Raw genomic sequence first — 26,896 nt, forward strand, 5'->3', positions numbered from 1 at the left:
TCGATGGCGCGCAAGTCGTTCAGCCTCGGCCAAAGGGGACGCATCCTCTTCGCCCTCCTCGCACTGGGCTATTCAATCATTGGTGTGCGCCTCGCCTGGATCCAGGTGGTCAGGCGAGGCGCATACCAGGCCCTCGCAGACCGTTACCATCTCCGCACCATCGTCATCCCGGCCAAACGCGGTGTGATTAAGGACCGGAATGGCGAACTGCTGGCCATCAACGCCGACGCCGGTTCGGTGAGCATCGACCCTTCGTTTTACTGGAATCCCGCCAAATGGCCGGTCGAACGCTTGCAGCCGGTTGAGGGCGGAAAAAAGGGCCGCAGGCGAGTTGAGACTCGCGTCCAGCCCGACCGGGATGCGGCCGCAAAGACCATCGCGGACACCCTGCAAATGGACTTCGCCGAGGTGCGCCCGAAACTGGACAAGCGAACGGAGTTCGTCTACCTAAAACGCCACGTGTCACTGGACAACATCCGCCGCGCCGATGCCGCCCAGATTCTGGGCCTGCGCATCGACGATGAACCGAAGCGAATGTACCCGATGGGAAGCCTTGCCGCCCATATCCTCGGGTTCACCAACTCGGAAGGCGTTGGGCAGTACGGCATGGAACTTGTGTGCGACAGACTCCTCGCCCGGAAAGACGGTTCCGAAGTGCAGGAAGTCGACCGCAAGGGGCGTATCATCCCGGGCACTCTCCGCTCGGAAAAGGACCCCCTCGACGGCGCAAGCGTAACCCTCACGATCGACGCGAGGATACAACAGGTCGCGGAACGCGAACTGGGCCGCGCATGCGACCAGTACAAGGCCATTGGTGGAACCTGCACCGTGGTTGACCCGAATACCGGCGAAATCCTCGCCATGGCCAACTATCCGCGTTTCGACCCTAATCAGCCCTACAAGGTGACGGCAAAGGATGAGAACGGCCGGCCGCGCCCCGATATGGTGTGGAAAGCGCACGCGGTTACGGACAACTATGAGCCCGGTTCAACCATGAAGGGCATCACGGCGTCCGCGGCGGTGAATGAACACGCCGTCTCGCTGACCGAACGCTTCAATTGCCCGCAGCAGATCCGGATCGGATCGCACACCATCCACGACGTTACCCATGGGACGGGCGCGTTCGGCATGCTCGACCTCGCCGGAATCCTCGCCCACTCCAGCAACGTAGGCATGTCACAGGTGGGATTGCGTCTCGGCGCCGCCCGCCTTGACAAATACGTCCACGCGTTTGGCCTGCTGGACAGGACCGGCATCGAGGTTCCCGGTGAAGGCCGTTCGGGCCTTCCGCCTGCATCGAGTTGGGCCCGTCATTTTACGGCGACCATCGCTTTCGGGCAAAGCATCAGTTTCACGCCATTGCGGCTCGTGATGGCGTACGGCGCAATCGCAAATGGCGGCACCCTTCTGAAGCCGAGCATCATCAAGCGGATTGAGAGGCCCGCAACCGCGAACACCCCGGCCCAATCCGAGGAGCGCAAGCCGCAAAGCGTCCGCCGCGTGATTACACCGGAAACCGCGCGAACGATGACAGCGCTTCTCTCAAACGTAGTGACCGACGGAACCGGCAAGCCCGCCAAAATCCGGGGGTATCAACTTGTCGGCAAGACCGGATCCGCGCAGAAAGTGGTCCACGGGCGCTACGAATCCGGAAAGTTCATCGCTTCTTTCATCGGTTTCCTGCCACGCGACAAGCCCCGCGCCGTGATCCTCGTAACGGTGGACGAGCCGAAGGGTACTCACTGGGGCGCCACCGCGGCGGCGCCGGTGTTCCGGGAAGTGGCGCGCCAGACGATGTGGTACCTGAACGTCCCGCCGGACGATCCATCCGACCGCTTTGACGGCAGCGAGCCAAGGACCTGGCCGGTAACGGGCAGGAAGCGCACCGCTCGTCGCTGACGGGGCCAGGCCTGGCCCGGCTTTGGTTGGACCGGTTGACAATCCATCTCGGGCGGCTGACATCGTGATTCCAGCACTATGCCACCGCCCTTCCATCTGATGTCCCGGCGCGCGGTCGGGATGGTCCTCGTCACGCTTTCCGCGGCGGCGTACGGGTGCAATCCCATTCTCGTCAAGATTGCGCTGCGTGCGAACACAGGCCCGGCGACGCTGTTGTCGATCAGGTACGGCATTGCCGCGGTCTGCCTGCTGGCGTTGATGGCGTTGCGACGCGAGGCCTTCCCACGGGGTCGTGCGTTGGGTGCGCTGGTCCTGTTGGGCGCCCTTGGCAACATGGGGCATTCGGGGCTATACCTTCTAGCCCTGTCAAAGGCTCCAGCCGCTTCGGTTGCGATCCTGCTATTTGTTTACCCGGCCCTCGTCACGCTCATGGCAGCGTGCTTCCTCAAAGATCACATACCGGCGCTCAAGTGGATTGCCGTCGTGGTGGCTCTTTCGGGCGCGATGCTTGCCGTCGGGCACGGACCAGGCGCAATGACGGTCGGAAGTCTCCTGGCGTTGGCCGCTGCCACGTGGTATGCCGCCTATATAGTGGTCAGCAGCCGGATAACAGAGAGGTACACCACTCTCGCCTCGACGACCGTGGTCGTCGCGTCATCGGCGGCTATCTTCCTCATCGCGACGCTTGTGACGGAAGTAAGACCGCCCACGACCACCGCCGGGTGGGCGGCAGCCACCGGCACGGCGATCGTTGGGACAGTCATCGCGATACTGTCGTTCTTCGGCGGGCTAAGCCGGGTTGGTCCGGTCACAACCTCTACCATGGGGACGCTGGAGCCAATAGTCACAGTGGTGTTGGCGGCGGCTGTGCTGGGCGAGCACCTGACGCCCATCCAGTTCCTGGGCGGCGTGATGGTCCTGGGCGCGGTGTTCTTGCTTTCGCATGCCGATGGCCGAAACGAGAGATTGCCCGCGCTCGACACATAATCTACAGGGCTGAGGGCTGAGGGCTGAGGGCTGAGGGCTGAAGGCTGAGGGCTGAGCCCATCGCCTGGCCGGAGGAGGCATGATGGCTGACAACTACGTTCTGGCGGTAGGCGCGCACTGCGGAGACATGGAGATCAGCGCCGGAATGGTCGTCGCCAAGCTGGCCCGCCTGGGCAAGCGGACCGTATTCCTGCACCTCACGCCGGGCGAGAAAGGCCACAAGACGCTTTCCCCGGATGCCTACGCCGCGCAGAAGCGCAGGGAAGCCGTGGCGGCGGCCGAAGCGTTCGGCGGCGAAGCGCTCTTCCTCCCGTATAAGGACGGCGAACTCCCGGCGGACGAAGCGCTCAAGTTCCAGATCGCCGACATCATCCGCGAGGTTAGACCGAAGGTCCTGCTGGCGCACTGGACCGGTTCCATGCACAAGGACCATACCGCGGCCGGCGAGGTGATCCCGGACGCGGTTTTCTACGCTGCTATCAGGGGTTTTGAGCGTCCCCTGCCCGCCCACGGCGTCGTTCGCACCTATTACACCGAGAACTGGGAAGATCCCATCGATTTCAGGCCTGAGCTCTTTGCGGAGGTCGAACAGCAAGACGTCGACCTTTGGGAGCAAGCCTGCCGGAAATACGCGCTCTTCGACGGCGGGGTCAGCGATTTCGACTACCTCACCTACTACCGCAGCCTGGCCCGCGTCCGCGGGCTGGAGATCATGTCGCCGACCGGCCTGGCGCAGGCGTTTGGCCTCCCCCCTCTTTCGCGCCGCCGCCGGGTATCGGAGATCTGAGTCCGCAGGGTCCGGACGCCCGTTGTGGTAAAATGTGGCGTGATGAATGCAATCTCTGTTGACGCATCGCGTCATTGGCGGGATATAGTAATCTGGCCCAACGTTTGAAGCCCAACTCTGAAGGGGGACCTTATTAAAATGGTTAGACCCAATGAGGGTTGCTGTTCCGTGACTGAACGCAAGACCCTCCCCCTGACCGGCATGCTCCGTCCGCTGAGTATGCTTGTCAGTTTCTTCCTGTTGCTTGCAGCGACAGGCAAATCATTCGCCGGGGAATCCGACGTAACTCTGCCTCCCATTGAAGGAAGCAACTTCAATGTCCTGCTTCTGATCCTCGGATGCGCGATCGTCGCGCTGCTCGTTGGCTGGGGCATCGCCGCCAGCGTGAAGAAGCTTTCGGCCGGTTCGCCGGCCATGCAGGAAGTCCAGAAGGCCATCCAGGATGGCGCGATGGCGTACCTCGGCCAGCAGATCAAAGCGATGTTGCCGCTCGTGGTCATCATCACGATCGGCCTGTTCTTCATGTACAAGCCTGTCTATATCGAACAGGCCGTCAAGTCCGGTCAGGGCGAGGGCTACGGCCTGTTCCTGGCCTTCGGCGTTGCCATCGCCTTCCTGCTCGGCGTTACGTGCTCTTACATCGCCGGATTCGCGGGTATGAAGATGGCGGTTCAGGGCAACGCCCGGGTGGCGAATGCCGCGCTCACATCCTTCAAGCTGGCTCTTGAGACCGCGTTCAAGAGCGGCGCCGTGGCCGGAATGGTCACCGTCGGAATGGGTCTGGCGGGCGCCGCGATCATCTTTATGATCTTCAAGCAGGACGCGATGAAGGTCCTGGTCGGCTTCGGTTTCGGCGGTTCTCTGGCTGCCCTCTTCATGCGCGTCGGCGGCGGCATCTTCACGAAGGCCGCGGACGTTGGCGCCGACCTGGTCGGCAAGGTTGAAGCCGGCATTCCGGAAGACGACCCGCGCAACGCGGCGACGATCGCGGACAACGTTGGTGACAACGTTGGCGACTGCGCCGGTATGGCGGCGGACGTCTTCGAATCTTACGAAGTTACCCTGGTTGCCGCCATTATCCTCGGCGCCGCGACGGCCGCTTCGGTATTCGGCGGCGGCGTAATCGGCGGCCAGATGGCCTTGAAACTCGTCATGTACGCCCTGATGGTCCGCGGAGTCGGCGTCATCGCCTCCATCATCGGCATTTTCTCCGTACACGGCAAAGACGACATCAAGATGAACCCGATGCAGCCGATCAGCCGTGGCTTCCTCATCGCCATCATCGCGTCGCTTGCGGGCTTCGCCATCGTGTCCTACTTCTACATGGGTGGCGCGGACCCGTCCGGAGCGATCAAATCCAGCACCGGCGTGGTCTTCCCGTGGTATTCGTTCTTCTTCGCCAACAGTCTGGGAATTGCGCTCTCCTTCGTGATTGAGAAGATCACCGACCACTTCACCGGCGTTGACAAGCGCCCGGTCACCGATATCGCCAACGCGGCCCGCACAGGCCCGGCGACGATCATCCTCACGGGTTTCGCGCAGGGCCTCGAGTCCTCGGTGTGGAGCGCGCTCGCCATCTGTGTAACCATCATCACCAGCACCGTCCTCTTCCACGGCAACGCCGAGATGTCCATGTACGGTATCGCACTGACGGGCCTCGGCCTGCTGGCGACCACCGGCTTCATCCTGGCGGAAGACACCTACGGCCCGATCGCCGACAACGCAAACGGCATCTTCGAGATGTCCGGCGCGCTGAAGGACGAAGAAGCCAAGGGCAACTTCAACCCCGGCAAGATCGTCAATCGCCTCGACATGGTCGGCAACACAACCAAGGCGCTCACTAAGGGCTTCGCCATCGCCACCGCCGTCATCGCCGCCGTTGCCTTGTTCCGCTCGTTTATGACGGACGCCCAACTCACGAATATCCGAATCGATATTCCCATCGTCTTCGTCGGCGCCCTCATCGGCGCTTCGGTTCCCTTCCTCTTCTCGTCGTTCGCCATCAACGCGGTCTCCCGCGCGGCCCAGCTACTCATCTTTGAAGTGCGCCGCCAGTTCCGCGAGAAGCCGGGCATTATGGCCGGCACCGAGAAGCCGGACTACGCGAAATGCGTCTCTATCGTGACCGCCGCCGCGCAGAAGGAACTGATCTCCCCGGGGATCCTCGCTGTCGCCACTCCGGTAATCGTGGGATTCGGCCTCGGTGCGGAAGCGCTAGGTGGATACCTCGCCGGCGCCATCCTCAGCGCGCAGCTTCTCGCTGTGATGCTGTCCAACTCCGGTGGAGCGTGGGACAACGCCAAGAAGAAGATCGAAGACGGCTTCCTGGGTGGCAAGGGCACCGATGCCCATAAGGCCGCCGTCGTCGGCGACACGGTTGGCGACCCGTTCAAGGATACCGCCGGCCCGGCCCTGAACCCGTTGATTAAGGTTATGAACCTTGTGGCGGTCCTGATGGCGCCGGTCATCGTGGTGATCGAGCGGGCGGCAAATGCCTCCGGCAATCACACGACGCAGATCGTCGTCTGCGTTGTCGCCGGCATCTTCCTGCTGGGCGCCATCTTCTGGAGCAAGCGCGCCGGAGATGACATCATCGCGTCATAGTGATCCGCGGATCACGGTGGTATGAAATCAGGAGGCAGGCAGTGGGATATCCCACTGCCTGCCTCCTGTTTCTTCGTCTCCCGTCCCCGCACCCTCGCCCCTTGCCTCCCGCCTCCTGGCTTCAGTATCCTGCTTACTATGTACACTTGGACCGATCACCTCGAAGTGGGCCGTATCCTCGCCCAGATGTATCCCGACGACGACCCGTGGACGATGTCATTCCAGGACCTCAAAGCGCGCACCCTCACCGTGCCGGAATTCAACGGCAATGAGGATGATGATATTGAGGACTACGAACTGGAAGGCATCCAATCCGCCTGGGGCTGGGGCAAGGAGTAGGGCTGAGTATTGAGTGTTGAGTTTTGAGGTGTGAGTGTGTGCCGTGTGTCATCCTGAGCGAAGACTCCATGAGGCAAGCCGCACCACAACAGATGAAAGCGGTGACAGCCACCCTCTCTGTCGTCCGAAGGACGATTGGCCGAAGGCCCTTCAGACGGGTACTTCAGTGCCCGGTCGGTAGCGCTGTTTTCATAACTGCGAAGGATCTCAACTTAACGTCGCGATGTTTCGCCGCGCTCAACATGACGACTTCTCAATACTCAAGCCTTACCGAAGATATGACCCGCCGTTAACGTCCACGCAGATACCGCTCAGGTATCGGCTTTCGGGCTGTGCGAGGAACGCGACGACATTCGCGACGTCTTCCGGTTCAGCCACGCGCCCTTGGGGGATCTCCGAGCATATCGCGTCACCGCGCGCCGACAACGCTTCCGCCGCCATATCGGTACGCACCCATCCGGGTGCTACGGCAAAGACTCCGATTCCTCTCGGCGCGAGCTCGATGGACAGGCTCTTCGTGAGGTTGATCATCGCGGCCTTGGACGCCGCGTAGGCCGAAAAGCCCGCTTCCCCGCGGTGGCCGGCACGGCTGGCAATGTGGACGACCGATCCCCCACCCTCCTCCAAACGATCGAGGAACGCGAACGTAAGGTCCGCCGCCGAAAAGAGGTTCACCTGGAACTGCCGGCGCCACGCCTCTCTCCACACGGTCAGGTCTGCGCCATCACACGGACTCGGCTGGTAGATCCCTGCGTTGTGGACCAGGAGTGACAGCGGCTCCTCCACCGCCGCCGACAGGCCTTCCACGGCCTTCGATTCGAGCAGGTCGACCGCCACGACGCCGTGCCCTTCGCCGGGAAGATCGGCCATCAACCGTGCTCCCGCGCCTAAGCGCGAGCAATGAGCCAGGACCTTGTAACCGTCACTCGCGAGCCGGAATGCTATCGCGGCGCCTATTCCTCGCGAAGCGCCGGTGACGAGCGCGTAGCGATCAGCCATGCTCTTCCCGTCCCGTCTGGCGTGGAGGCATCTTGCCTGCCTTGGCCAACCGCCGCAGTATCATCCCCTCTATGCGGCGATTGAACTTCGTGATGAACAACTCCCTTTGGGCGATGCGGTCGACGTAGATTGCCATCAGCCCCAACCGCCTCGCTCCGAGGATGTCCGTAAGCAGCTGATCCCCTATTACGGCCACCTGCGACTTCGCGAGGCTCATCTTCCACACGGCGTTACGGAAGCCCGCCCTGCGCGGTTTGGAGACGCCTGAGACGTACGTTGCGCCGATGGCATCGCAAATCTTGGACAGGCGCGCATAGCGCCGGGTGTTGCTGGCAACACAGAGCGCAAAACCCATCCCGTTCGCTCGGTGCGCCCAGGCAAGGACGTCCGGAGGGATGTCCGACGAGCGCCACGCAACAAGCGTATTGTCCAAGTCCAGGATGAGCCCGCGAATGCCCCGGTCCCACAGAGCATTCAGGTCCACCGACGACGTCTTGTCGAAGTGGAGGTCGGGCTTGAAGATGTCCAGCGATTGGCTCACATCAGCCTCCGTTTGCCTCAGCCCGCGACTCCTGCGTCGCCAGGACATGCTCTTCGAGGGTCCGCGTGAAAACGTGTGTCCCGTCCGGATTGGCGGTGTAATACAGGTAGGGCACTGTGGCGGGGTGAAGCGCGGCCCGAATCGCGCCGAGGCCGGGGTTGCAGATCGGTCCCGGCGGCAATCCGGTCACCTTGTACGTGTTGTAGGGCGAATCTACCTCCAGGTCGCTGTAGAGCAGGCGTTCCTTGTGGCCAACCACATACTGCACGGTTGCGTCCACTTGCAGCGGCATCTTCCTGCTCAGCCGGTTGTACAGCACACCGGCGATCAGCGGCTGATCCGATTTGACCTTCGCCTCGCGCTCAATGAGGCTGGCCATCGTGATCACCTGCCCGAGGCTGTATCCCCTCTTCTCGCTCGCGCGTAGATCGTCCGCCAACGGCTCGAGGACTTTCTTCCCGAAGTTGTCCAGCATCGTCTGAATAATCTCCCGGTCCGTTGTCCCTCGGGCGAAGTCATACGAATCAGGAAAAAGGTAGCCCTCCAGGTTGGGCGGCGCTCCGAACGTCGTGGCGAATGACGAGCCGCGCCGGGACGCCAGGAAAACCCAATCAGCGGCGCTCACACCCGGAACCTCGGCGGCGCGTGCGCCGATCTGGTCAATCGTGAAGCCTTCCGGAATCGTGATGCGCACTACGCGAACACTCGCCCCCAGCCTTAGTTCATGCAGGATGCGCGCGGTCGACATGGATGGCGCGAGCCGGTATACCCCTGCCTCAATAGTGGGCTCTCCGTCGAGGCGCGCGAGCGCGCGGAAGGCCAACGCGTTGTTGATGAGGCCGCGCCGTTGAAGGATCCGCGCGATGCGGGCGGTGGTGGAGCCGGGCGGGATGGTGACATCCACGCTTCGCCTGGAGCCGGAAGCCGGGCCGAACAGCGTGATGCCGAGCATGCCCGCCAACAGGATGAACACCGTGAGCGCGATCCAGAACAGCGGTCGTGGCTGGTGTCGTCGTCTCATCGCGCTTCTCCGGAGCCCGGACGGTCCAGATAAGCCTGAAGGATAAGGGTTGCCGCGACTTTGTCCACCACCTGTTTTCGCTCCTTCGATTTGCGGTCGGCGCTGATCAGCATACGGTTCGCCTGAGCGGTTGTGAGGCGTTCGTCTATGGTTTCGATCGGTGTGTCAACCCGCTTAGCAAGATCCTCCAGAAACGCCTGCACCTTCTCCGCCTGTGGCTTGAGCGTTCCGTCGAGGCTGTATGGCATCCCCGCGATAATGGCCGCTGCATCGAGGTCGCGCGCCAGGTCTGCAATGCGATTCAGTTCGCGGCCGTCTCTCGTGATAACCTCCAGCGGCAGCGCCATTGTCCCCAAGTGGCTCACGGCCACGCCGATGCGCCGGTCCCCAACGTCCAGTCCGATGTAAGTATTCGTGATCACTGTCTTATCCGTTCCGGGACCCATCCTGGATGATCTTGAGCGCCGGCGGCTCCAATGCGAGCATGACGCCGATCCCTATCGCAACGGCCGCCATCAGGCCCAGCATCACCACGCCGGTATCCTTGGAAAACAGCGCCAGGACGCCGCCGTACAGAACGGACCGAACGCCAAGCGCCATCCAGGGGTAGGCCTGGGTTGCTCGCCGACGCAGCACGCCCAGCCTGCGCCACCAGTACCAGGCGAAGCCCGCTCCGAGCGTGTAGAGGGCCCACGCGACCGGGGTAACGAACAGCCGCGCGTTCATCTCCACCTTGTTCAATACGATCGCTGCGCGGTGGTGGTCATCTGACGAACTGAAAAACCGGCCGATGTGGGTCGCGTGCACGGCATGGGCGTCCGAAATGACGATCGCGGCAAAACAGAAACCTCCGATCAGCAGCGGCCAGAGCCAGGGATGACGCACACCCGAGCGCCGGGCGACGAAATACCACGTCACGCCTCCGGTGACCAACGCGACGATGAGTCCTCCCATATTGGCGCCGAACGTGGGCCAGCCGATGAAGAGGGCGCACCCCGCATACCAGGCGCCGAGGACCGCGATTGCCGCCGTTGACGCTTTCTCAAGGGCGGAGCGCTGAAGCGTAACAAGCCCCAGGAACGTGAAGGCGGCGATGAACAGGGCGCCGTATTCGTTTCCCAGTCCGTAGAAGCGTATGCCCGTCTGGTAGAAATTGGAGAGCGGGGAAAGGCGCAACGGCATCCCATGTCGCGCCACATCCGCAATGACGAAAGCGCAGAACGCCCCCGCGGCGACCTGGATCGTCGCGAGGATGCGGTCCTCCCGCGATGCGGCCAGTGCGCGCCCGAGCAGGATGAATGCCGCCAGGAGCGCGACCGTGGCCGCTACCGCGAGCGCATAGAATACGCGAACCGCCTCGGGCTGCCGCCACGCCGACACAGCAACACCCAACGGCGCTGCGACAGCCAACAGCATCGCATATTGGAGCCAACGTTTCAGTGTGGGCAAACCCTTCGCCCCGCTCAGCAGTGAACCCGCGAGTATCAGGGCGATCGCTCCGAAGGCGATGGCGTAGTTCACCGTGTCCGTCGCGTTTTCAATGACGCCCAGGGCGTCCTGAAGGCGGATCGTTTCCTCGACCGGTTTCGGCATGCCGTGCCTCAAGCCCTCAGGGGCGCCGGACCGGATCACCCGTCCCACCGCATCCGCCGGCGCTTTGCCCGTGACCATGGCGATCAGGGTGGGCGCCACGTCCAGGTTGCTCACTACGCCCGGAGTCCGCGTCGTATCGCTGGTGAGGCGTCCGTGCAGATTGGAAACGGCGATCCACATCCATTCTCCTACGCCGATAGCGACAATGGATGCTCCGGGGCTCTCCTTACGTAATGTCGCTAGAACGCTATCTTCCTCGGAAAGACGCTTTAGCATTTCGGTTGGACTGAGGACGCTGGGGTTGAACGGGTCAATCGGGTCTACGACGACAACAGACGCGTGTTGTGCCGCCGCATGTACGCACCTGGCGAACCGGCTGGGCACCGCTGCCGACAAGTTCCCCTGCCACAATCCGGTGTCAGTCGGCCCTCCTGGCATGAACAGGCTGGCAGTGGATACAAAGGCAATGGCGCCAGGTCCACCAACTGGAACGATCTTTCCAAATGGAGCAACCTCGGCCGCCAAATACCCGAGGCGCACTGGTTCACTGTTCAAAAGGAGAGCGCCATTCACACGTGCTTCGTCGGTAACGACGCCCGTGTCGCGATCATAGCGCTGGCGGTAGGTCACGTAACCGTTGGCTCCGCAGGTCTCCACCGCCAGTACATCCGGCGGCCCGGTCGTCATAAACGCCACGCCGCCGTGCGTAATCAGAGATTGCAGTGCAGGCGCGTCAGCCTCGAAAACGTCACGAACGGTAGGCGCCGAACTCAGAAACAGAATGACTTTCGGAGTGCAGCGCGCTGGAAAGCTCAAGCCGGCAAACAGCGCACACAGAAGCACACCGAGGCTCCGGGCCCTCGCCCATCGACCTCGGTGTATCTCCGCGCCCTCTGTGGCTCTGTAGTTCATTTCCGGTACGCGACTACGAACGTCCCAGTTGTGCCCGCAATGCGGGTTCCGCCGCCGCGACCGCGTCGGCGACCTTGGATGCGTCCTTGCCGCCGGCCTGGGCGAAATCCGGACGGCCGCCGCCCCCTCCGCCCGCGACCTTCGCCACCTCGCGGACCAGGTTGCCGGCGTGCGCTTGCTTCGTCAAATCCTTGGTCACCTTCGCCACAAACATCGCTTTACCATCCGCGGCCGCCGCGCCGAGAACGACAACGCCGGATTTTAAGGTGTCCGCGATCTCGTCCGCCGCCGATTTGAGCTGTTCGGCATCCGCGTCGTCGAGCACGCTGGAGACCAACTTCACGCCGCAAACTACAACCGCGGTGTTCGCCAGCTCTCGGACCGCGCCCGCGCCGCCCGACTTCCGCAAGCGTGAAACATCCTTCTTCAACGCGGCGATCTGCGAGAGCAGCCCGGCCACCTTGGCGGGAACGTCGGCAGGAGTTCCGCCCACTTGTTCAACGGCGTTCTGGAGGATTGTGTCACGCTCCCGGGCGTATTCCCAGGATTTCAGGCCGGTCACCGCCTCTATGCGCCGCGTGCCGGACGCGATGCCTGATTCCGACGAAATCTTGAACAACCCGATATCGCCCGCCCGTTGGGCGTGGGTGCCGCCGCAAAGCTCCTTGCTGTAATCGCCGACCGAGACAACCCGCACTTCGCTGCCGTACTTTTCGCCGAACAGCATCATCGCGCCCATTTTGCGCGCCTCTGAGATCGGCATCGACTCCGAGCAGACAGGAGCGTTCTCCAGTACCCGCTCATTCACCAGGCGCTCGATCTGTTCCACCTCAGCGGCGGTGAGAGCCGCCAGGCTTGCGAAATCGAATCGCAGGCGGTCCGGTTCGACGAGGGAGCCCTTCTGCGTCGCGTGAACCCCCACCACCTGGTGGAGCGCCCAATGAAGCAGGTGGGTGGCCGTGTGGGCGCGCGTGATGGCGCGCCGGCGCGACGTATCAACCCGCGCCACTACGTTGTCGCCCGGATTGAGAGAGCCGTCGATCTCGTGGATGAATATGCCGCCGACCTTGGTCGTGTTCAGGACGCGGGCATTGCCGATGGTCCCCGTGTCGCCGGTCTGTCCGCCCGATTCGGCGTAGAACGGTGAACGGTCAAGGATTGCCTTGTTGCCGTCCACGATATCAAAGACCGTGACTTCCGCTTCGGTCGTGTCGTAGCCCACGAACTCCGTGGCTGGGTACTTGCCAAGGTCGACATCCGGGCCGTTCTTCGCGCTGCCGTGTTTGCCGGACAGGTCGGAATGCTCCGCTTCGGCGGCGGTGTACTCATCGATATCGACCGGCGGAAATCCGCGTTCGGCGAGGATCTCCTGCGTCATCTCAATCGGGAATCCGTAGGAACTCCACAACTGGAACGCCTCGGCGCCGGTCAAAGCGGTTCGGCCTTCCTCGCGAAGCATGGTCTCCAGCGCATTGATGCCTTGCGGGAGCAACTGGAAGAAGCGCTCTTCTTCAAGCAAGAGCGCTTTGGTGATGAACGCCTGTTTCTCGACAAGTTGCGGGTAGCCGGGTTTCATCTGCTCCACGACAATGGGGACGATGGTATGGAGGAACGGCCCCTCAATGCCCAGCATCACGCCCTCGCGGTCGGCGCGGCGGATGAGGCGGCGGAGGATGTACTCGCGGCCGGAATTCTCGGGAAGGATGCCGTCCATGATCATGAACGTCGCCGCGCGCGCATGGTCCGCGATGATCCGCTGCCGGAAGAGGTCGTCTCCTTCGATCTTGCCGCCGGAAGCCTCCACCAGTTCCGATACCTTCGCCATGATCGGGGCAAACAAATCTGTGTCATAAACGCTGTTCACGCCCTGCACAATGCGTGTCAGGCGCTCCAGCCCCATCCCGGTGTCGATGTTCTTCGTAGGCAGCGGCACAAACGATCCGTCCGGCTGCTTCTGGAATTCCGTGAACACGTGGTTCCAGAACTCAAGATAGCGGTCGCCTTCGTCGCCGGGAGCGTCGCCCTCGTAATCCGGTCCCAGGTCGTAATACAACTCGCTGTCCGGGCCGCACGCGCCGGGAATGGCCAGCGGGCCCCACCAGTTGTCGGCGAGGCGAACCACGTGATCGGGGCGCAGGCCGATCTCCTCCGTCCAGATGCGGTACGCTTCCTCATCATCCGGGTAGATCGTCGCCCAGACGCGGTCCATGTCCATCCCGAGAACATCGCGGATGAACTCGACGCCCCAAATCAGCGACTCGCGCTTGTAGTAGTCGCCGAACGAGAAGTTACCCAGCATCTCGAAGAACGTATGGTAACGGCCGTAGCGGCCAACGTTCTCGATATCGGTCGTGCGGGCGCAGCGCTGGCAGCCGGCCACCCTTGCGTGGTCCGCCTTTTCGCGGCCTTCGATGACATCGCGGAAGATGACCACTCCTGCGGATGTCAGGAAGATGCTTGGATCGGTTGGCACGAGTGAGATGCCGGGGTGGACGTAATGCCCCCTGGCGGCGAAGAAGTCCAGGAATGCCTGGCGGATTTCGTTTGAAGTTCTAGGTTTCATCAGGAAAGGGATTCTCGGTTCGCGTACGGGCTCAGGCACATTGCCTTACGCTTGAAGTATAGCATGGCCCCGGAAGCCTCCCGTGATCTTGCGCGCGCGCTGACAGGCTGACACGCACCGCGCCGTGGGGAATTCGCCCTCTTCTCGCAAGGCGGCTGGGAGGGGTATTCGGGCCGTGTGAAAGGGAGGCGCCGGCGTTGCGGTGGACCGGTCTGATGCCTGGAAGGGCTTCCCCCGCGGGATGTGCCCGGATCCGGCGAGGCCCTTTCGCGAATCAAAAGGTGGGGAGTGAACCGCGATCCATATTGGGCGACACGCGGCCGCTTATCAGTGCGGCGTGCTGCAAGGATCGTCCGGTCGCGTTTCGCCGGCTAGCCGGCGTCAGCCTTGTACCCGCGGATGCCCACCAGATATCGGCCTTCGTCGAGGTTTGGGAAGGTCGCGGTGTAGCGGTCGCCCATGTCAAGCCCGGACTGTGTCATCACGCCCGCGCCGCGGTCGCTCACCAGGTCCACGATAGGAGCCGCGGCCACATACTCGCCGCTCTTGTGGATCACCACGGTGATGATTCCGCGACCGGTCGTGCGATCCGATGAGCCGGAAACCTCGCCGCTCACCTCATCGGTCACGAATGCTGCGTTGTGCCAGAACGCCGAAGGGGCCGTAATGTTTTGGGGCTGCCCCATCGCGACGGCCGGTGATGGAGTGAGCCGGGCAGTCGTCTGGGGCGTCATGGCGTCCCGGACCAGGCCGCTGGCCGACGTATAGGCGCCGTGGGCGGCTTCCACGATCATCTCGATGCCCGCGGCGAATTTCCGGCCGATGGCTTCTGACCACGCCGGCTGGGAAAGGGGGTCCAGAGAAGTGAGATGGTTCAGGCCTTCATTAAGTCGTTCCATATGTTTGGTACACACCTCGCAGTTTTCCAGATGGTCATGTATGGCCGTCGAAATGGCCTTCGGAGCCTCGCCGAAACAGTAGGACTCGAGATCCATTGCCGTCGGGTGCGCAAGCCCCAGAGATGCCAGCCGTTCGGCGTTCCAGCCGGCGTCCAAAGCGTCCGTAAAGCGCCCAAGCGCGATTAATCCGGCCCTGCACTCTTCACACACTTCGAGGTGTTGTCTCAAACCAGCCTCGTCATCGGAAGTCAGTTCACCCGTCGAAAGCGATACGAGTTGTTCTTTACTGATATGGAGTTCTTCGTTCATTGGCGGCAGCCCTCAGTATATCGAATCTGTTCTCCCGCAAATAAGAAACGCTCCTCAGTAAGCAATCTTACGTGCGAAGAGTGAAGGATGACGCTTCATTATGAGCCGACGAGCGTCCACATCGTTGCCTTGGCGCGCGCGAGGCGCCGCTTAGCCGTACCCACGGGCAAGCCGCTGTCCGCGGCGATCTGCTTAACCGAGAGATTGCTGTTCCACCAGGGTAAAAACACCTCTCGCAGGTCCTCGGGGAGCCGCCGGGCGACTTCGGCGATCTGGCGCCGCCTCGCGCGGTCAGTCCCGGTGGCGTACGCCGAAAGGAGATTTCGGTACAGGCGTTCCGTGCACCGCTTCAGGGAGACATCCAGCATCTGGACGGTAACCCCCTGCTCCGCGGCTATCTGCGCGTGCGGGCGGCCGCCTAGAACCGCCTCGCAGACCACGTTACGGCACCAGGAATCCAGGCTGTTGATAGCGTAGGCGAGTTCCGCGGTGCGCTCCGCTCCCATCGAGGACTCTTCCGGTCCCTTGTCGTAGTCGGCCATCCTCCCGATGCGCGCCGAGTTCTCCACAAAATCGCGGAGCGTAGACTCCGTGCCTTCGGCGGTTTCGAATGCCATGTCCAGTGAAATGGCAAATCGGCGATCGAGGTTCCTTCGGACGCTGTCCGCGGTGACGCTGGTCACAACCCGGTAAAGGTAGGAGCGGAACTGACCGGCCTCGCCCGTGAAGCCCTGCCGGACGCGGGCGATGAGGCGGAGCAAAACCTCGTTGGGAACGTCCTCTTCCAGTTCCGCCCTGTCCAGGGCGTCGATCCATCGGGCCTTCTGAGCGATGGCCACGGCGCATCGGACCACACGGCGACGGAGTTCGGTAGCGCATTTGGAATCGCCTTCCGATGCTCTCATTGCCAGCGCGAGTTCCCCGATAGGTTCCAATGGCTTTCCGCGTTCCCGGCCGAAGTGGCTGAATGGGCTGATACTCTGCGGCCTCGTCTGGTCTAATCATACCCCGAGGGGCGTGCAATGGGCCACCCGAGGTCACGCGGGGGATTTCGACGGGGCCTGCCTCTTCGGCACCGGGGGACGGCGCCGGAAGCGGGGAAGGCGGTGCGCACCCGGCTTGCTCAATCGGCCAGGTTCTCACACGCATGCTCATGCATGCCTTCAACGGAGGGCTCCACGCGGACTTTGAGCTTCACCTCAACCAGTCCATGCTCCGGCACCTCGACGCGCGCGACGCTCTGCGCGGCGTCGATCTCCACCACCCGGCCGCTCCCGAGAGCCGTCTCGAACTCCTCGCCGATGATTGGGGGGCCGTCGTGCGCTTCGGAATAGAACTCGTACTCGTAGCGGAGGCAGCACTTTAGCTTGCCGCAATTGCCGGAAAACTTGGACGGGTTCAGGAACAGGCTCTGTTCCTTGGCCATACGCATGGAAACAGGCTCGAAAATCTGCATCCACGAGGAACAGCAGATTTCGCGGCCGCACGATGCCAGGCCTCCGATCATCTTGGCGTGGTCTCGCGCGCCCAGCTGGTGCATCTGCACGCGAACGCCCATGGCGCTCGCGAGCACGCGAACCAGTTCCCGGAAGTCTACGCGGCCCTCGGCGGCGAAGAATACGGTGATGCGCGCGCCATCCCAGTCCGCATCGACGTCGATGAGTTTCATCGGCAGGTCGAGCGCGGCGATCTTCTGGGGAACGAGTCCTCGCGCGCGCTCCTCCAACCTGTGATTGGCTTCGTTGCGGGCCATGTCCTCGGGTGTCGCCACGCGCATAACCGAGTGCAAGTGCGAAGGGAGCGCGTCATCCGGGGTCTCCCGGGCCGCAAGGGTGACTTTGGCGACGCGCGGACCCGCGGCGGTGTCGACGAGAACCGAATCGCCGATTTCCGCCTCCACATCGCCCGGGAGAAAAAACTGAATGGGCCCAGACGGCTCAAATGTTACGCCGATAGCAGTTCGCATATACACGTCCCCTCTAATGGATAATTCTACCACGCGGGCCCGGAGAGGTAAAACGGAAGCGTGGACAGGATGCGACATGAAATGCCGGTCAGACGCATACGCCTATAATGGGCTTGATGATCATATGTTTCTGGCAGATGCGTCCGCGCGTCTGGAGGGTGGGAATGTGAACGACGCAGCGGAACTCCACATTGGCGGCGAGGCAGATGACAAGGCACAAGCCTACCGTTTGCTGGCGGCTCAAACGACCGCGTTGCTGGAGGGCGAGAGCGACGCAATCGCCAACGCCGCCAATCTGTCCGCGCTCCTCTATGCGACGCTGCCCGACCTGAATTGGGCGGGATTCTACCGCCTCCAGGGAGATGAACTCGTGTTGGGGCCGTTTCAGGGCAAACCGGCGTGCGTTCGCATCGGCATCGGGCGGGGCGTCTGCGGCGCCGCCGCCGCCGGCCGGAGGACCATCGTTGTCCCCGACGTTCATGCGTTCCCGGGACATATCGCGTGCGACTCGGCCTCCCGCTCGGAGATCGTCGTTCCGGTGATCGTCGGAGACTTCCTGCTTGGCGTTCTGGACCTGGACAGCCCCACGGCGGCGCGCTTCGATGACGTGGACCGCGATGGACTGGAGGCCGTCGTTGCGGCGTATGTTCGAAGCCTCACGCCCCGTGACGGTCGAGTTGTTTCGTAATTGTCCTTCATTAGTCGGACCAAGCGCTATGACTGAGTTCCAAAACCCCGATTTGAGCCTGCATAATGATTTCATACCACGCTCAACAGAAGGAGACCACGCTTTGAAGACCGTGAACATCGGCGTCATCGGCGCCGGTGGCATTGCCACGAACGCCCATCTTCCCGCTTACCGGAAGTGCGAAGCTGCCAATGTGGTGGCGATCGCCGACATTAACGAAACGGCCCTGGAGAAGGCCAGGACGGACTTTGATATCCCTCACGGATTCACCGACTACCGCGAAATGCTGGCGATGGAAGACATCGACGCGGTTTCCGTTTGCACCCCGAACTTCATGCATAAGGAGCCTGCCATCGCCGCGATGCGCGCCGGCAAACACGTGCTCTGTGAGAAGCCGCTGGCGATGAACGCCGCGGAGGGCGAGGAGATCGTTGCCGTTTCCAAAGAAACGGGCAAGCAGTGCATGGTTGGGTTCGTTTCGCGCTTCGGCGCGGATGCCCAGACGCTCAAGCGCTTCATCGATGCCGGCGAACTCGGCGATATCTACTACGGGCGCGCTCAGTACTTGCGTCGCCGCGGCATCCCCGGTTGGGGCGTGTTCGGCCAGAAAGAGAAGCAGGGTGGCGGCGGTCTCATTGACATCGGTGTGCACGCGCTGGACCTGGCGCTCTGGCTGATGGGCTACCCGAAGCCGGTAACTGTGAGCGGCATCTCCGTGGCCAAGTTCGGCACCCGCGAGGGCGTCGTCGGCCTGATGGGCCAGTGGGATGTCAGCACGTTCACCGTTGAAGACTTCGGAGCGGGCTTTATCCGCTTCGAAAACGGATCTGTACTGCTGCTGGAATCCTCGTTCTGTCTGAACATGAAGCCGGCTAGCTTTCGCCAGATTGAGCTCTTTGGGGACCAGGGCGGGGCGACCATCGAGCCCGTCGCCATCTTTGCCGAGAGGCACGGAGTCCTGACGGACCTCACGCCGGCGCATGTACCCCCTACCAAGGGCTTCGAACTCGAAATCAGCGCGTTCGTGGAAGCCGTTGCAAATGGCACTCCGGTGCCGATCCCGGCCGAGAACGGCGTAGTGGTGAGCAGGATCATTGACGGCATCTATGAGTCGAGCGAACTTGGCCGGGAAGTCATAATCGGATGAGACGACTCCGGCTCCGGGTGTCCGGTCACGCGTCGGACACCCGGCCTGTAAACGAAATCGCCGTGGTGATGACCTAATTGGAAACACAGAGCCCAACTCGACACGCACCCGACGCGTACATGCGCCGCTCCCTCTCCCGGCGTCTCATCGGCCTGATAGGCGTGTCGCTTTTCTGCGAAATATCCTATGCGTTGGTCACAACCTTCGCGCTTCCGCTCTATCTGCATAACTCCCTGGGGTGGCTTGAGAAGCAGGTTGGCCCGGTTCTCTCGGCTTTCCTTCTCGCCGAAACGGTCGCCAAGCCCGGCTGGGGAGTTCTGAGCGACAGATTCGGGCGCAAGCCGCTGATCATTGTCGGGATTCTTATTTCGGCGTCGGCAGTGGTTGCGATGACGGCGGCCAATTCCCCGTGGATGACCGGCGCCCTGGGACCCGCCGCGTCGGGTTTATCCTCGGCGCTTGGGTGGCTGATCGGTGCGCTCCACCTGCCCCTCGAGAATCCTAGCATTCCGGCATCGCATCTGGCGTTCCTCGGCCTCTCCGCGCTGAACGGCGTCGGCGGCGCGGCGCTGTGGCCTAACGTGTTTGCGTCTGTCGGCGACGTCACCACCGACGAAGAACGCGTGGGCGCCATGAGCGTCTTCAATATGATGTACATGATCGGCCTGGGTGGCAGCGCGCCGCTCGGAAGCCTGGTCGCGCGCATCACCGATACGCCAAGCCGCATTTTCGTAGTCACGGCGGGACTGTTCGCGGTGGCGCTGCTCAGCGCGGCGTTTCTGATACCGCGGGTCCACGGGCATACACCCCACGCGGGGGGCAAACCGGATCCGGAACACCGCGTGATCCTGCCGGTGCTGTTCTTCTTTATGGCGATGTCATTCACGCAAACCCTTGGCCTTCAGCTGATGAACGGGCCGCTGGTGTTCTACCTGAACCAGGATCTGCACCTGGACCCCAAGCACATCGGCACCCCGTTCATCGCGCTCGCGATCATAGTGGCGGCTCTCGCGATTCCGGTCGGCACGTGGGGCGGACGCTGGGGGCGTGTGAAATCCGTGAGGCTGGGCCTTATGTTCGCGGCCGTCGGTATGTTCCTGCTGCCGATGAAGCCGACGATCATCTGGTGGCTGCTGGTCGCGGTCCCGATGATCATCGGCTTCCTGCTGAGCATCCCGGCGTGGCTCGCCATTCTCACGGAACTGGCGCCGATCGCATGGCGCGGACGAATCTACGGCTACGTGGCCACTGCGCAGGGATTGGGCGCGGTGATGGGGCCGTCGCTTGGAACGTGGCTGTACGGCGACAAGGGGCACGGCGCTCCGTTCCAGGTCAGCGGCATCATTCTGGGGTTGACGCTCGTGGCATCGTTCTTCGGGCTGCATGAGGGCATGCGTGCCGTGAAGGAAGCGAAGGTCAGGCGTTAGGGGACGGGGAGACACCGTCGCGCCTCCAGATTCCCGGCTCCCAACCTTCATCCCGCGGCGGTGTTGCCTTGCGCGCGCGCGCTTGGCCACACTACGGGTAATCACTGTGACAGACCTGTCGAGGCATCTTCCATGAAACGAACCCTTGCCATCTTCGGCGCCGGCGGTTGGGGGTGGAACTGGACGGAGCGATCGCTGCGCGATCCTGGTTTTGATACCCTCGCATACGTGGACTCGAACCCGGCGACTCTCGACCGCATTGCGGACCGGGGTGTTCCTCGCGACCGGCTTTTTCTCGATGCCCAAACGGCGCTGGACGCGACGCGGACCGACGCGGTAACGGTCACCATTCCTAACCCGGCGCGGGTGCCCATCCTGTTTCGCGCGCTGGAGGAGGGGCGGCACATCCTCGTCGATAAGCCGCTGGTTCACACTACAGGCGACCTGAGCGCCCTCCTCCAGAAGGCCGCCGCCCGCAGATCCGTGTTTATGGTGGCTCAGAACTACCGGTTCTTCCTGGGCCTTGTCATTGCGCGTCAGTGGCTGGAGGGCGGCAGGTTCGGCCCCCCGGGCGGCATCCATGTGCGTTTCCTGCGCCGCTCGCCCATGGGGGGAAAGGGATTCCTGAGCGCGCTTGAGGGCGCGGCGCCGCTGGGTTTGGAGATGCTGATCCACCAATTTGACCTCCTCCGCTTCCTGCTTCGTTCCGAGCCGCTGACGGTCAAGGCGGATGGTTGGCGCAACGCGTGGTCTCGTGGCGCGGGGTGCGATGCGCTGGACATTCATATGGAGTTCCCCGATGGGGTTCACGTAGCATTGGACGCAGACTGGAGTTATTCCACCGACGCGACAGACTGGCCCGGCGACTGGGACATCTCGCTTCGGGACGGTTCCATCTCACTGGGCAACCCGGGTCGCTCGTGGCGAGCCTTCGATGCGTCGGGCAGCGTGGTGGCGGCCGACGCCGGTCCAGACACGGAATCGGATACGGCCCAAAGCCTGGACCGGGTGTGGCACGAATTCAAAAAGGCGGTGGACGGCGTCGAGTCGGGCGAACAGCCGCCTCGCGAGGGGTTCTGCCCTCTGGAAGACAATTCGAAGAGCCTGGCTATTGCACTGGCGGTGTCGGCCTCGGTCGAATCCGGTGAAACGGTAGACTATCCTGTGTTTGTGCGAGCGAATCGCATTTCTGTCCGGTAAGGCCCTACCGCGCGGGAGATCGCGCGCGATGGCGCATTCATCACTAAGGAGATCGCATGGTTGCTGTGTTTATGGCAGGTGGCAGTGGAACGAGGCTGTGGCCGTTGTCGCGGGAGGATAACCCGAAGCAGCTGCACGCGCTCATCGGCGAAGATAGTCTGATGACACAAACGGTCACGCGGGTCTTGCCCCTGGTTTCCGCCGAAGACGTCTGGATTGTCACGAATGCCCGCTACGTTGACCGCATCGCCGAACACGCGCCGGGTGTCCCGCGCGACCATGTGATCGGTGAACCGTTTGCGCTGGGCACCAACCTGGCCGTGGGACTGGCCGCTATCCATGTGGCAAAGCAGGACCCGGATGCGATTATGTTCGTCGGGTGGGCGGACTCGTACATCGAGAACGGCGATGCCTTCCTGGCCGCCCTGAGCCTCGCGGAAAAGGCTGCCAGGGAGTGCGACGGCGTGGTCCTCGGCGTCCGGCCCACGTACGCCGCCACCGGATACGGGTACATCGAGATCGGCCGGCCGCTCTCAGGATGCGAAGGCGCGTGTCGTATCGCCCAGTTCCTCGAGAAGCCCGACCAGGAGACGGCGGAAGAGTTCCTGCAGAGCGGACGCTATCTATGGAATCCGGGCATCAGCGTGTGGAAAGCGTCCGCCCTGCTGGACCTGATGAAGCACTGCAAGACGGACCACTATGAGGCGCTTATGGAGGTGTCGGCAGTCCTCGGGACCCCTCAAGAGCAGGAGGTCATGGAGCGCGTATTGCGCCCCTTGGACAAAGACGCTATCGACACGGCGATCTTCGAAAAAGCCAGCAACCTTGCGACCGTCGCTGTGGACCTGGGTTGGAGCGACGTCGGATCGTGGGCGTCACTGTTCGACGTTCTCGCACCCGAGGGCGGAAATGTGACACGCGGGCCGGTCATCGCCGTCGATACGGAAAACTGTCTGATCTTCGGCCAGGATCGGTTGATCGGGACGCTCGGCGTCTCGGATCTCGTGATCGTAGACGCCGGCGACGCCATCCTCGTCGCTCGCAAGGAAGACGCTGAACGACTGAAGGATCTGCACCAGACTATCCGCGACGCGGGCCATCCGGAGTATCTCTAATTGGACGCTAAGGAAGCGGCGGGACGCCGCGCGGCGGAGTTCGTGAGCGAAGGGATGGTCGTTGGGCTGGGCACCGGCTCAACGGCCCTTCACGCGATCCGCGCCCTCGGCGAGCGCGTTGCGAAGGGACTGAGCATCCGCGGCATTCCCACCTCCGAGGCCAGCCGGCGCCTGGCGACCGAACTCGGCATACCGCTTGTGGGCCTGGGCGATGTGCCGTATATCGATGTCACAATCGACGGCGCCGACGAGGTTGACCCCCACTACAGCCTCATCAAGGGCGGCGGAGGCGCGCTGTTGAGGGAGAAACTGGTCGCTTCGTCAAGCCGGGAGATGATCGTCGTGGCCGACGAGAGCAAAATTGTGCCGTGTCTCGGCGCCTTCCCGCTGCCGGTCGCCATCGTACCGTTCGGCTGCGAGACGACTTTGAAGCGGCTGTCCATCCACGCGCGGGGCCTGGCCCTGCGGGAGGCCGGTGGCCGCCCGTTCGTGAGCGACGACGGGCTATACATCGTGGATATGCACACGGCGCCCATCCACAACCCGGACGGCCTTCACGCGGCGCTGAAAGGCACGCTGGGCGTCGTCGAAACGGGCCTGTTCATCGGCCTGGCAACGAAAGTCGTTGTCGGCCGTTCCGACGGCAGCGCCGGCGTGCTCGAACCCGGATAGCCGCTGGGGAACCTCACCGAAGGATGCGGAATCGATGAACCCGGTTCCGCGTTGCCTTCCTTTTGCGCGCTCAGTTCTACTCCCGGCCCCTCAGATACCGCTCCATCGCCGCGATGCCGCGCTCTACCATCGCGGCGTGGCGGACAAGTTTCTTCGCCTTGAGGCCGCTTGGCGGCAGGATGCCGAAGCAGGCGTTCATGGGTTGAAAGTTCTCCGGATCCGAGAACGCGACGTAACGGCACAGCGCTCCGAGGATGGTCTGGGGCGGCAGAGGACGGAAGGACTCCCCTTTGAGTTGAGCGGCAAGCGCCCGGCCCGCGACGATGCCGGTGGCGGCGGACTCTACATAGCCTTCCACACCCACGATCTGCCCGGCGAAGTAGAGGACCGAGGGCTGTTGGCTGACGGCCGGGGCCTGAGGCCCGGGGACTGAGGGCCGGGGGCTCAGGATCCCAGACAGATCGCCATTGCCGCCTTCCCGCTCGTGAGGACCCACGAACCGCAGGGTGGCATCCAGGACGCGCGGGGAATTGACGTACGTGTTTCGGTGCATCGCGCCGTATTGGGCGAACTCGGCATTCTCGAGCCCCGGCAGCATTCGGAACACGCGCTTCTGTTCCGGGAATTTCAGGCGCGTTTGAAACCCCACGAGGCCGTAGAGCGTGGCGGCGAGGTTCTCCTGGCGCAGTTGCGCCACCGCATAGGCCCGCTTCCCGGTACGGGGATCGTTCAGCCCCACCGGTTTCAGAGGGCCAAAGGTCAGCGTTTCGCGTCCGCGTGAGGCCATCTCCTCGATCGGCATGCAGCCCTCGAACACGTGCATGTTCTCAAAATCGTGCCCTTCTACCCGCTCCGCGGCCAGCAGCGCGTCGAGGAAGGTGTAATACTCGTCCTGGGTCATCGCGCAGTTCAGGTATCCACCGTCGCCTTTGTCGTATCGGGAAGCGTGATAGACGCGATCCAGGTCGATGCTGTCCGCCTCGATGGTGGGGGCGATTGCGTCGTGAAAGTAGAGGTAGTCGGTCCCGATCCGGGTGGCGATGTATGCGCTCAGGGCGTCCGATGTGAGCGGGCCGGTGGCGATGATTGTCGGCAGGCCGGCGGGAGGCTCGGTGATTTCTCCGCGGATCAGCGTGATGTTAGGATGCCCTTCAATCGCGTCCGTGATGAAATGGGCGAACGTGTCCCGATCGACCGCCAGCGCTGCGCCGGCCGGCACCTTTGAGGTCTCCGCGCCGCGCATCGTAATCGAACCCATCCGGCGCATCTCCTCCTTCAGGAGGTGGGATGCCGCCGCGGGAGCATCGGACTTGAAGGAGTTGCTGCAGACGAGTTCCGCGAGGTCTCCGGTCTTGTGCGCCGGCGTCATCTTTACTGGGCGCATTTCGGCCAGGGAGACGCGAACGCCCGCCTCGGCGAGCGCCCAGGCCGCCTCAACACCTGCAAACCCTCCGCCAATCACAAGCGCCTGTGTATTATCTTCGATTATCACTTTGCCTTACTGTTTTCTACCGCAGAGGACGCAGAGGGGCGCAGGGCAGATGCGATTATCCTCTGCGTTCCTCCGCGCACTCTGCGTCCTCTGCGGTTAACTCCGACTAAGCCGACCAGTCGTGGCGCAGGAGCCCGTAGATCACAGCGTCCACGAGGGCCTGCCACGACGCTTCGACGATATTCTCCGAAACGCCGATCGTGCTCCACGATACGGCGCCCTCGGCCGTCTCGATGTGGACGCGCACCTTGGCTGCCGTACCGGCGGCGCCGTTGATCACGCGGACTTTGTAGTCGGTGAGACGGATACGATCGAGTTCCGGATAGAGGGGCAGCAGGGCCTTCCGCAGCGCCCCGTCCAGCGCGTTCACAGGTCCGTCTCCCTCCGCCACGGTGAGAATCTGTTGGCCTGAGGCGCGAATCTTCACTGTGGCTTCGGTAGTGGGCTGGCCTTCGCGCCGCTCAACGATGACCCGAAAGGTGTCCAGGTCGAACAGAGGCCGCACTTTCCCGACGGAGCGGCGTACAAGGAGCTCGAACGACGCTTCGGCGTCTTCGAACACGTAGCCTTCATGTTCCATTTCCGCCAGCCGCGTCAGGAGGGCTTTCGTCTCTGGCGAGCTCTTTTTCAGGTCGACCCCCCACTCCATCGCCTTAAGCTGCAGCGTTGCGCCGCCGCTGAGTTCCGACAGGAGGACCCGGCGCGCGTTGCCCACAGCCTCGGGTGCGATGTGTTCGTAGGACAGCGCGTTCTTGACGACGGCGTCTACGTGCACGCCGGCTTTGTGCGCGAAAGCATTGCGCCCCACAAACGGCTGGCGCTCGTTGGGGATGATGTTGGCTATCTCGTCAACCGCGTTCGACAAAAGGGTCAGCTCCCGCAGGCTCTCCTCCGGAATGCACGGGACTCCCATCTTCAGCTGAAGAATGGCGATGATGGAGGTAAGGTTGGCATTCCCGGTGCGCTCGCCGATGCCGTTCATTGTGCCCTGCACCTGGGTCGCTCCCGCGCGAACGGCGGCAACGGCATTGGCGACGCCCACTTCGGCATCGTTGTGCGGGTGGATCCCGATGGGCGCCTTCACCTTTCCCAGAACGTCGCACACGATCTCTTCGACCTGCCAAGGCAGCGACCCGCCGTTGGTGTCGCAGAGCACCAGGCTGTCCGCGCCGCCCTCTTCGGCGGCATTGAGCGCGGCCACGGCATATCCAGGGTCATCTTTATAGCCATCGAAGAAGTGCTCGGCGTCGTAGATGACCTCCCGCCCGTTAGCCTTGAGCCACGCCACGGAATCCCGGATCATCTCGAGGTTCTGCTCGGGCGTCACACGGAGCACATCGGAAACGTGGAGCCGCCACGACTTGCCGAAGATGGTGATGACCGGCGTTTCCGCCTCCAGCAACTGCCGGAGGATGGCGTCATCCTCTGCGTGGGTGGTGGCGCGGCGTGTGCTGCCGAAGGCCGCGAGTCGCGCCTGCCGGAAGGGGATGTCCTTGATGCGACGGAAGAACTCGATATCCTTCGGGTTGCTCCCGGGCCAGCCGCCTTCAATATAGGGGATGCCGAAGGCGTCGAGCCGGCGGGCGATCTTGATCTTGTCTTCGATCGAAAACGAGATCCCTTCGCCCTGGGAACCGTCGCGAAGGGTAGTATCATACACTCGAACGAGTGAGAAGCCGGTAGATTCTTGCATGGTCAGGTGTCCTTTCTCGGTAGTGGGCCTCGGGATGAGAGGC

The 26,896-nt window shown here is 62.8% G+C and carries 22 protein-coding genes; 11 read left to right on the forward strand and 11 right to left on the reverse strand.

The annotated features are described in order from the left end of the window. Positions 1–3: 3 nt before the first annotated feature. From VGM51_16795 to VGM51_16815, 5 genes are all read left to right on the forward strand, one after another. On the forward strand, positions 4–1,899 hold the full coding sequence (locus tag VGM51_16795; GenBank protein ID HEY3414698.1) for a penicillin-binding protein 2: 1,896 nt from the start codon (positions 4–6) through the stop codon (positions 1,897–1,899). Positions 1,900–1,977: 78 nt separating this feature from the next. Further along, positions 1,978–2,886 carry a DMT family transporter gene (locus tag VGM51_16800; GenBank protein HEY3414699.1) on the forward strand — a complete coding sequence of 303 codons (909 nt, stop codon included), beginning with the start codon at positions 1,978–1,980 and terminating at the stop codon, positions 2,884–2,886. A gap of 79 nt (positions 2,887–2,965) precedes the next feature. Next, on the forward strand, positions 2,966–3,673 hold the full coding sequence (locus VGM51_16805; protein HEY3414700.1) for a PIG-L family deacetylase: 708 nt from the start codon (positions 2,966–2,968) through the stop codon (positions 3,671–3,673). 168 nt (positions 3,674–3,841) lie between these two features. Continuing rightward, the gene (locus VGM51_16810) at positions 3,842–6,277 is read left to right on the forward strand and encodes a sodium-translocating pyrophosphatase (GenBank protein HEY3414701.1); all 2,436 of its coding nucleotides are present in this window, start codon (positions 3,842–3,844) and stop codon (positions 6,275–6,277) included. A gap of 21 nt (positions 6,278–6,298) precedes the next feature. Then, the gene (locus VGM51_16815) at positions 6,299–6,616 is read left to right on the forward strand and encodes a Fe-S cluster assembly protein IscX (GenBank protein ID HEY3414702.1); all 318 of its coding nucleotides are present in this window, start codon (positions 6,299–6,301) and stop codon (positions 6,614–6,616) included. A gap of 267 nt (positions 6,617–6,883) precedes the next feature. Here the strand turns inward: VGM51_16815 and VGM51_16820 are convergent, their stop codons facing one another. The 9 genes from VGM51_16820 to ricT form a co-directional block, all read right to left on the reverse strand. After that, complete coding sequence (locus VGM51_16820; protein HEY3414703.1) at positions 6,884–7,615, reverse strand: SDR family oxidoreductase; 732 nt, start codon at positions 7,613–7,615, stop codon at positions 6,884–6,886. After that, the gene (locus VGM51_16825; protein HEY3414704.1) at positions 7,608–8,156 is read right to left on the reverse strand and encodes a YqeG family HAD IIIA-type phosphatase; all 549 of its coding nucleotides are present in this window, start codon (positions 8,154–8,156) and stop codon (positions 7,608–7,610) included. Before VGM51_16825 ends, VGM51_16820 begins: the two co-directional genes overlap by 8 nt. Before the next feature lies 1 nt (position 8,157). Beyond that, the gene (gene mltG, locus VGM51_16830) at positions 8,158–9,177 is read right to left on the reverse strand and encodes an endolytic transglycosylase MltG (GenBank protein HEY3414705.1); all 1,020 of its coding nucleotides are present in this window, start codon (positions 9,175–9,177) and stop codon (positions 8,158–8,160) included. Next, a complete protein-coding gene (ruvX, locus tag VGM51_16835) occupies positions 9,174–9,599 on the reverse strand; it encodes a Holliday junction resolvase RuvX (protein ID HEY3414706.1) in 426 nt (141 codons plus the stop codon). Before ruvX ends, mltG begins: the two co-directional genes overlap by 4 nt. Positions 9,600–9,603: 4 nt before the next feature. Further along, positions 9,604–11,613 (reverse strand): hypothetical protein, encoded by a 2,010-nt coding sequence (locus VGM51_16840; protein HEY3414707.1) that lies wholly within the window; start codon positions 11,611–11,613, stop codon positions 9,604–9,606. An 82-nt stretch (positions 11,614–11,695) separates the two neighbouring features. Further along, positions 11,696–14,245, reverse strand: a complete 2,550-nt coding sequence (gene alaS / locus VGM51_16845; GenBank protein ID HEY3414708.1) for an alanine--tRNA ligase — start codon at positions 14,243–14,245, stop codon at positions 11,696–11,698. A gap of 371 nt (positions 14,246–14,616) precedes the next feature. Next, positions 14,617–15,453: a zf-HC2 domain-containing protein gene (locus tag VGM51_16850; GenBank protein HEY3414709.1), complete on the reverse strand. Its 837-nt coding sequence runs from the start codon at positions 15,451–15,453 to the stop codon at positions 14,617–14,619. A gap of 98 nt (positions 15,454–15,551) precedes the next feature. Further along, positions 15,552–16,388 carry a sigma-70 family RNA polymerase sigma factor gene (locus tag VGM51_16855; GenBank protein ID HEY3414710.1) on the reverse strand — a complete coding sequence of 279 codons (837 nt, stop codon included), beginning with the start codon at positions 16,386–16,388 and terminating at the stop codon, positions 15,552–15,554. Between the two features lie 188 nt (positions 16,389–16,576). Further along, on the reverse strand, positions 16,577–17,419 hold the full coding sequence (gene ricT, locus VGM51_16860; protein HEY3414711.1) for a regulatory iron-sulfur-containing complex subunit RicT: 843 nt from the start codon (positions 17,417–17,419) through the stop codon (positions 16,577–16,579). A 124-nt stretch (positions 17,420–17,543) separates the two neighbouring features. Here ricT and VGM51_16865 point away from each other — a divergent pair, with 124 nt between their 5' ends. From VGM51_16865 to rpiA, 6 genes are all read left to right on the forward strand, one after another. Next, positions 17,544–18,107 (forward strand): GAF domain-containing protein, encoded by a 564-nt coding sequence (locus tag VGM51_16865; GenBank protein ID HEY3414712.1) that lies wholly within the window; start codon positions 17,544–17,546, stop codon positions 18,105–18,107. A gap of 112 nt (positions 18,108–18,219) precedes the next feature. After that, positions 18,220–19,254: a Gfo/Idh/MocA family oxidoreductase gene (locus tag VGM51_16870; protein HEY3414713.1), complete on the forward strand. Its 1,035-nt coding sequence runs from the start codon at positions 18,220–18,222 to the stop codon at positions 19,252–19,254. Positions 19,255–19,373: 119 nt separating this feature from the next. After that, positions 19,374–20,681, forward strand: a complete 1,308-nt coding sequence (locus VGM51_16875) for an MFS transporter (protein ID HEY3414714.1) — start codon at positions 19,374–19,376, stop codon at positions 20,679–20,681. 132 nt (positions 20,682–20,813) lie between these two features. Next, positions 20,814–21,881, forward strand: a complete 1,068-nt coding sequence (locus VGM51_16880; protein ID HEY3414715.1) for a Gfo/Idh/MocA family oxidoreductase — start codon at positions 20,814–20,816, stop codon at positions 21,879–21,881. 56 nt (positions 21,882–21,937) lie between these two features. Then, on the forward strand, positions 21,938–22,996 hold the full coding sequence (locus VGM51_16885; protein ID HEY3414716.1) for a sugar phosphate nucleotidyltransferase: 1,059 nt from the start codon (positions 21,938–21,940) through the stop codon (positions 22,994–22,996). Then, a complete protein-coding gene (gene rpiA / locus VGM51_16890; protein ID HEY3414717.1) occupies positions 22,997–23,668 on the forward strand; it encodes a ribose-5-phosphate isomerase RpiA in 672 nt (223 codons plus the stop codon). 76 nt (positions 23,669–23,744) lie between these two features. On the opposite strand, the gene trmFO is transcribed toward rpiA, so the two are convergent. Together trmFO and cimA are read right to left on the reverse strand one after the other, a co-directional pair. Continuing rightward, positions 23,745–25,160 carry a methylenetetrahydrofolate--tRNA-(uracil(54)-C(5))-methyltransferase (FADH(2)-oxidizing) TrmFO gene (trmFO, locus tag VGM51_16895; GenBank protein ID HEY3414718.1) on the reverse strand — a complete coding sequence of 472 codons (1,416 nt, stop codon included), beginning with the start codon at positions 25,158–25,160 and terminating at the stop codon, positions 23,745–23,747. 106 nt (positions 25,161–25,266) lie between these two features. Further along, the gene (gene cimA, locus VGM51_16900) at positions 25,267–26,853 is read right to left on the reverse strand and encodes a citramalate synthase (GenBank protein ID HEY3414719.1); all 1,587 of its coding nucleotides are present in this window, start codon (positions 26,851–26,853) and stop codon (positions 25,267–25,269) included. Positions 26,854–26,896 lie beyond the last annotated feature (43 nt).

The organism is Armatimonadota bacterium, assembly GCA_036504095.1.
In the GTDB taxonomy this organism is placed as follows: domain Bacteria; phylum Armatimonadota; class DTGP01; order JAKQQT01; family JAKQQT01; genus DASXUL01.

What these genes read in the sequence shown, in the direction of transcription:
- VGM51_16885 (HEY3414716.1), top strand. Translation starts at nt 21,938, where the DNA reads ATGGTTGCTGTGTTTATGGCAGGTGGCAGTGGAACGAGGCTGTGGCCG.
- alaS (HEY3414708.1), bottom strand. Translation starts at nt 14,245, where the DNA reads ATGAAACCTAGAACTTCAAACGAAATCCGCCAGGCATTCCTGGACTTC.
- cimA (HEY3414719.1), bottom strand. Translation starts at nt 26,853, where the DNA reads ATGCAAGAATCTACCGGCTTCTCACTCGTTCGAGTGTATGATACTACC.
- VGM51_16795 (HEY3414698.1), top strand. Translation starts at nt 4, where the DNA reads ATGGCGCGCAAGTCGTTCAGCCTCGGCCAAAGGGGACGCATCCTCTTC.
- VGM51_16880 (HEY3414715.1), top strand. Translation starts at nt 20,814, where the DNA reads ATGAAACGAACCCTTGCCATCTTCGGCGCCGGCGGTTGGGGGTGGAAC.
- VGM51_16850 (HEY3414709.1), bottom strand. Translation starts at nt 15,453, where the DNA reads ATGAACGAAGAACTCCATATCAGTAAAGAACAACTCGTATCGCTTTCG.
- VGM51_16805 (HEY3414700.1), top strand. Translation starts at nt 2,966, where the DNA reads ATGATGGCTGACAACTACGTTCTGGCGGTAGGCGCGCACTGCGGAGAC.
- mltG (HEY3414705.1), bottom strand. Translation starts at nt 9,177, where the DNA reads ATGAGACGACGACACCAGCCACGACCGCTGTTCTGGATCGCGCTCACG.
- VGM51_16865 (HEY3414712.1), top strand. Translation starts at nt 17,544, where the DNA reads ATGTTTCTGGCAGATGCGTCCGCGCGTCTGGAGGGTGGGAATGTGAAC.
- ricT (HEY3414711.1), bottom strand. Translation starts at nt 17,419, where the DNA reads ATGCGAACTGCTATCGGCGTAACATTTGAGCCGTCTGGGCCCATTCAG.
- VGM51_16815 (HEY3414702.1), top strand. Translation starts at nt 6,299, where the DNA reads ATGAAATCAGGAGGCAGGCAGTGGGATATCCCACTGCCTGCCTCCTGT.
- VGM51_16875 (HEY3414714.1), top strand. Translation starts at nt 19,374, where the DNA reads ATGCGCCGCTCCCTCTCCCGGCGTCTCATCGGCCTGATAGGCGTGTCG.
- VGM51_16800 (HEY3414699.1), top strand. Translation starts at nt 1,978, where the DNA reads ATGCCACCGCCCTTCCATCTGATGTCCCGGCGCGCGGTCGGGATGGTC.
- VGM51_16820 (HEY3414703.1), bottom strand. Translation starts at nt 7,615, where the DNA reads ATGGCTGATCGCTACGCGCTCGTCACCGGCGCTTCGCGAGGAATAGGC.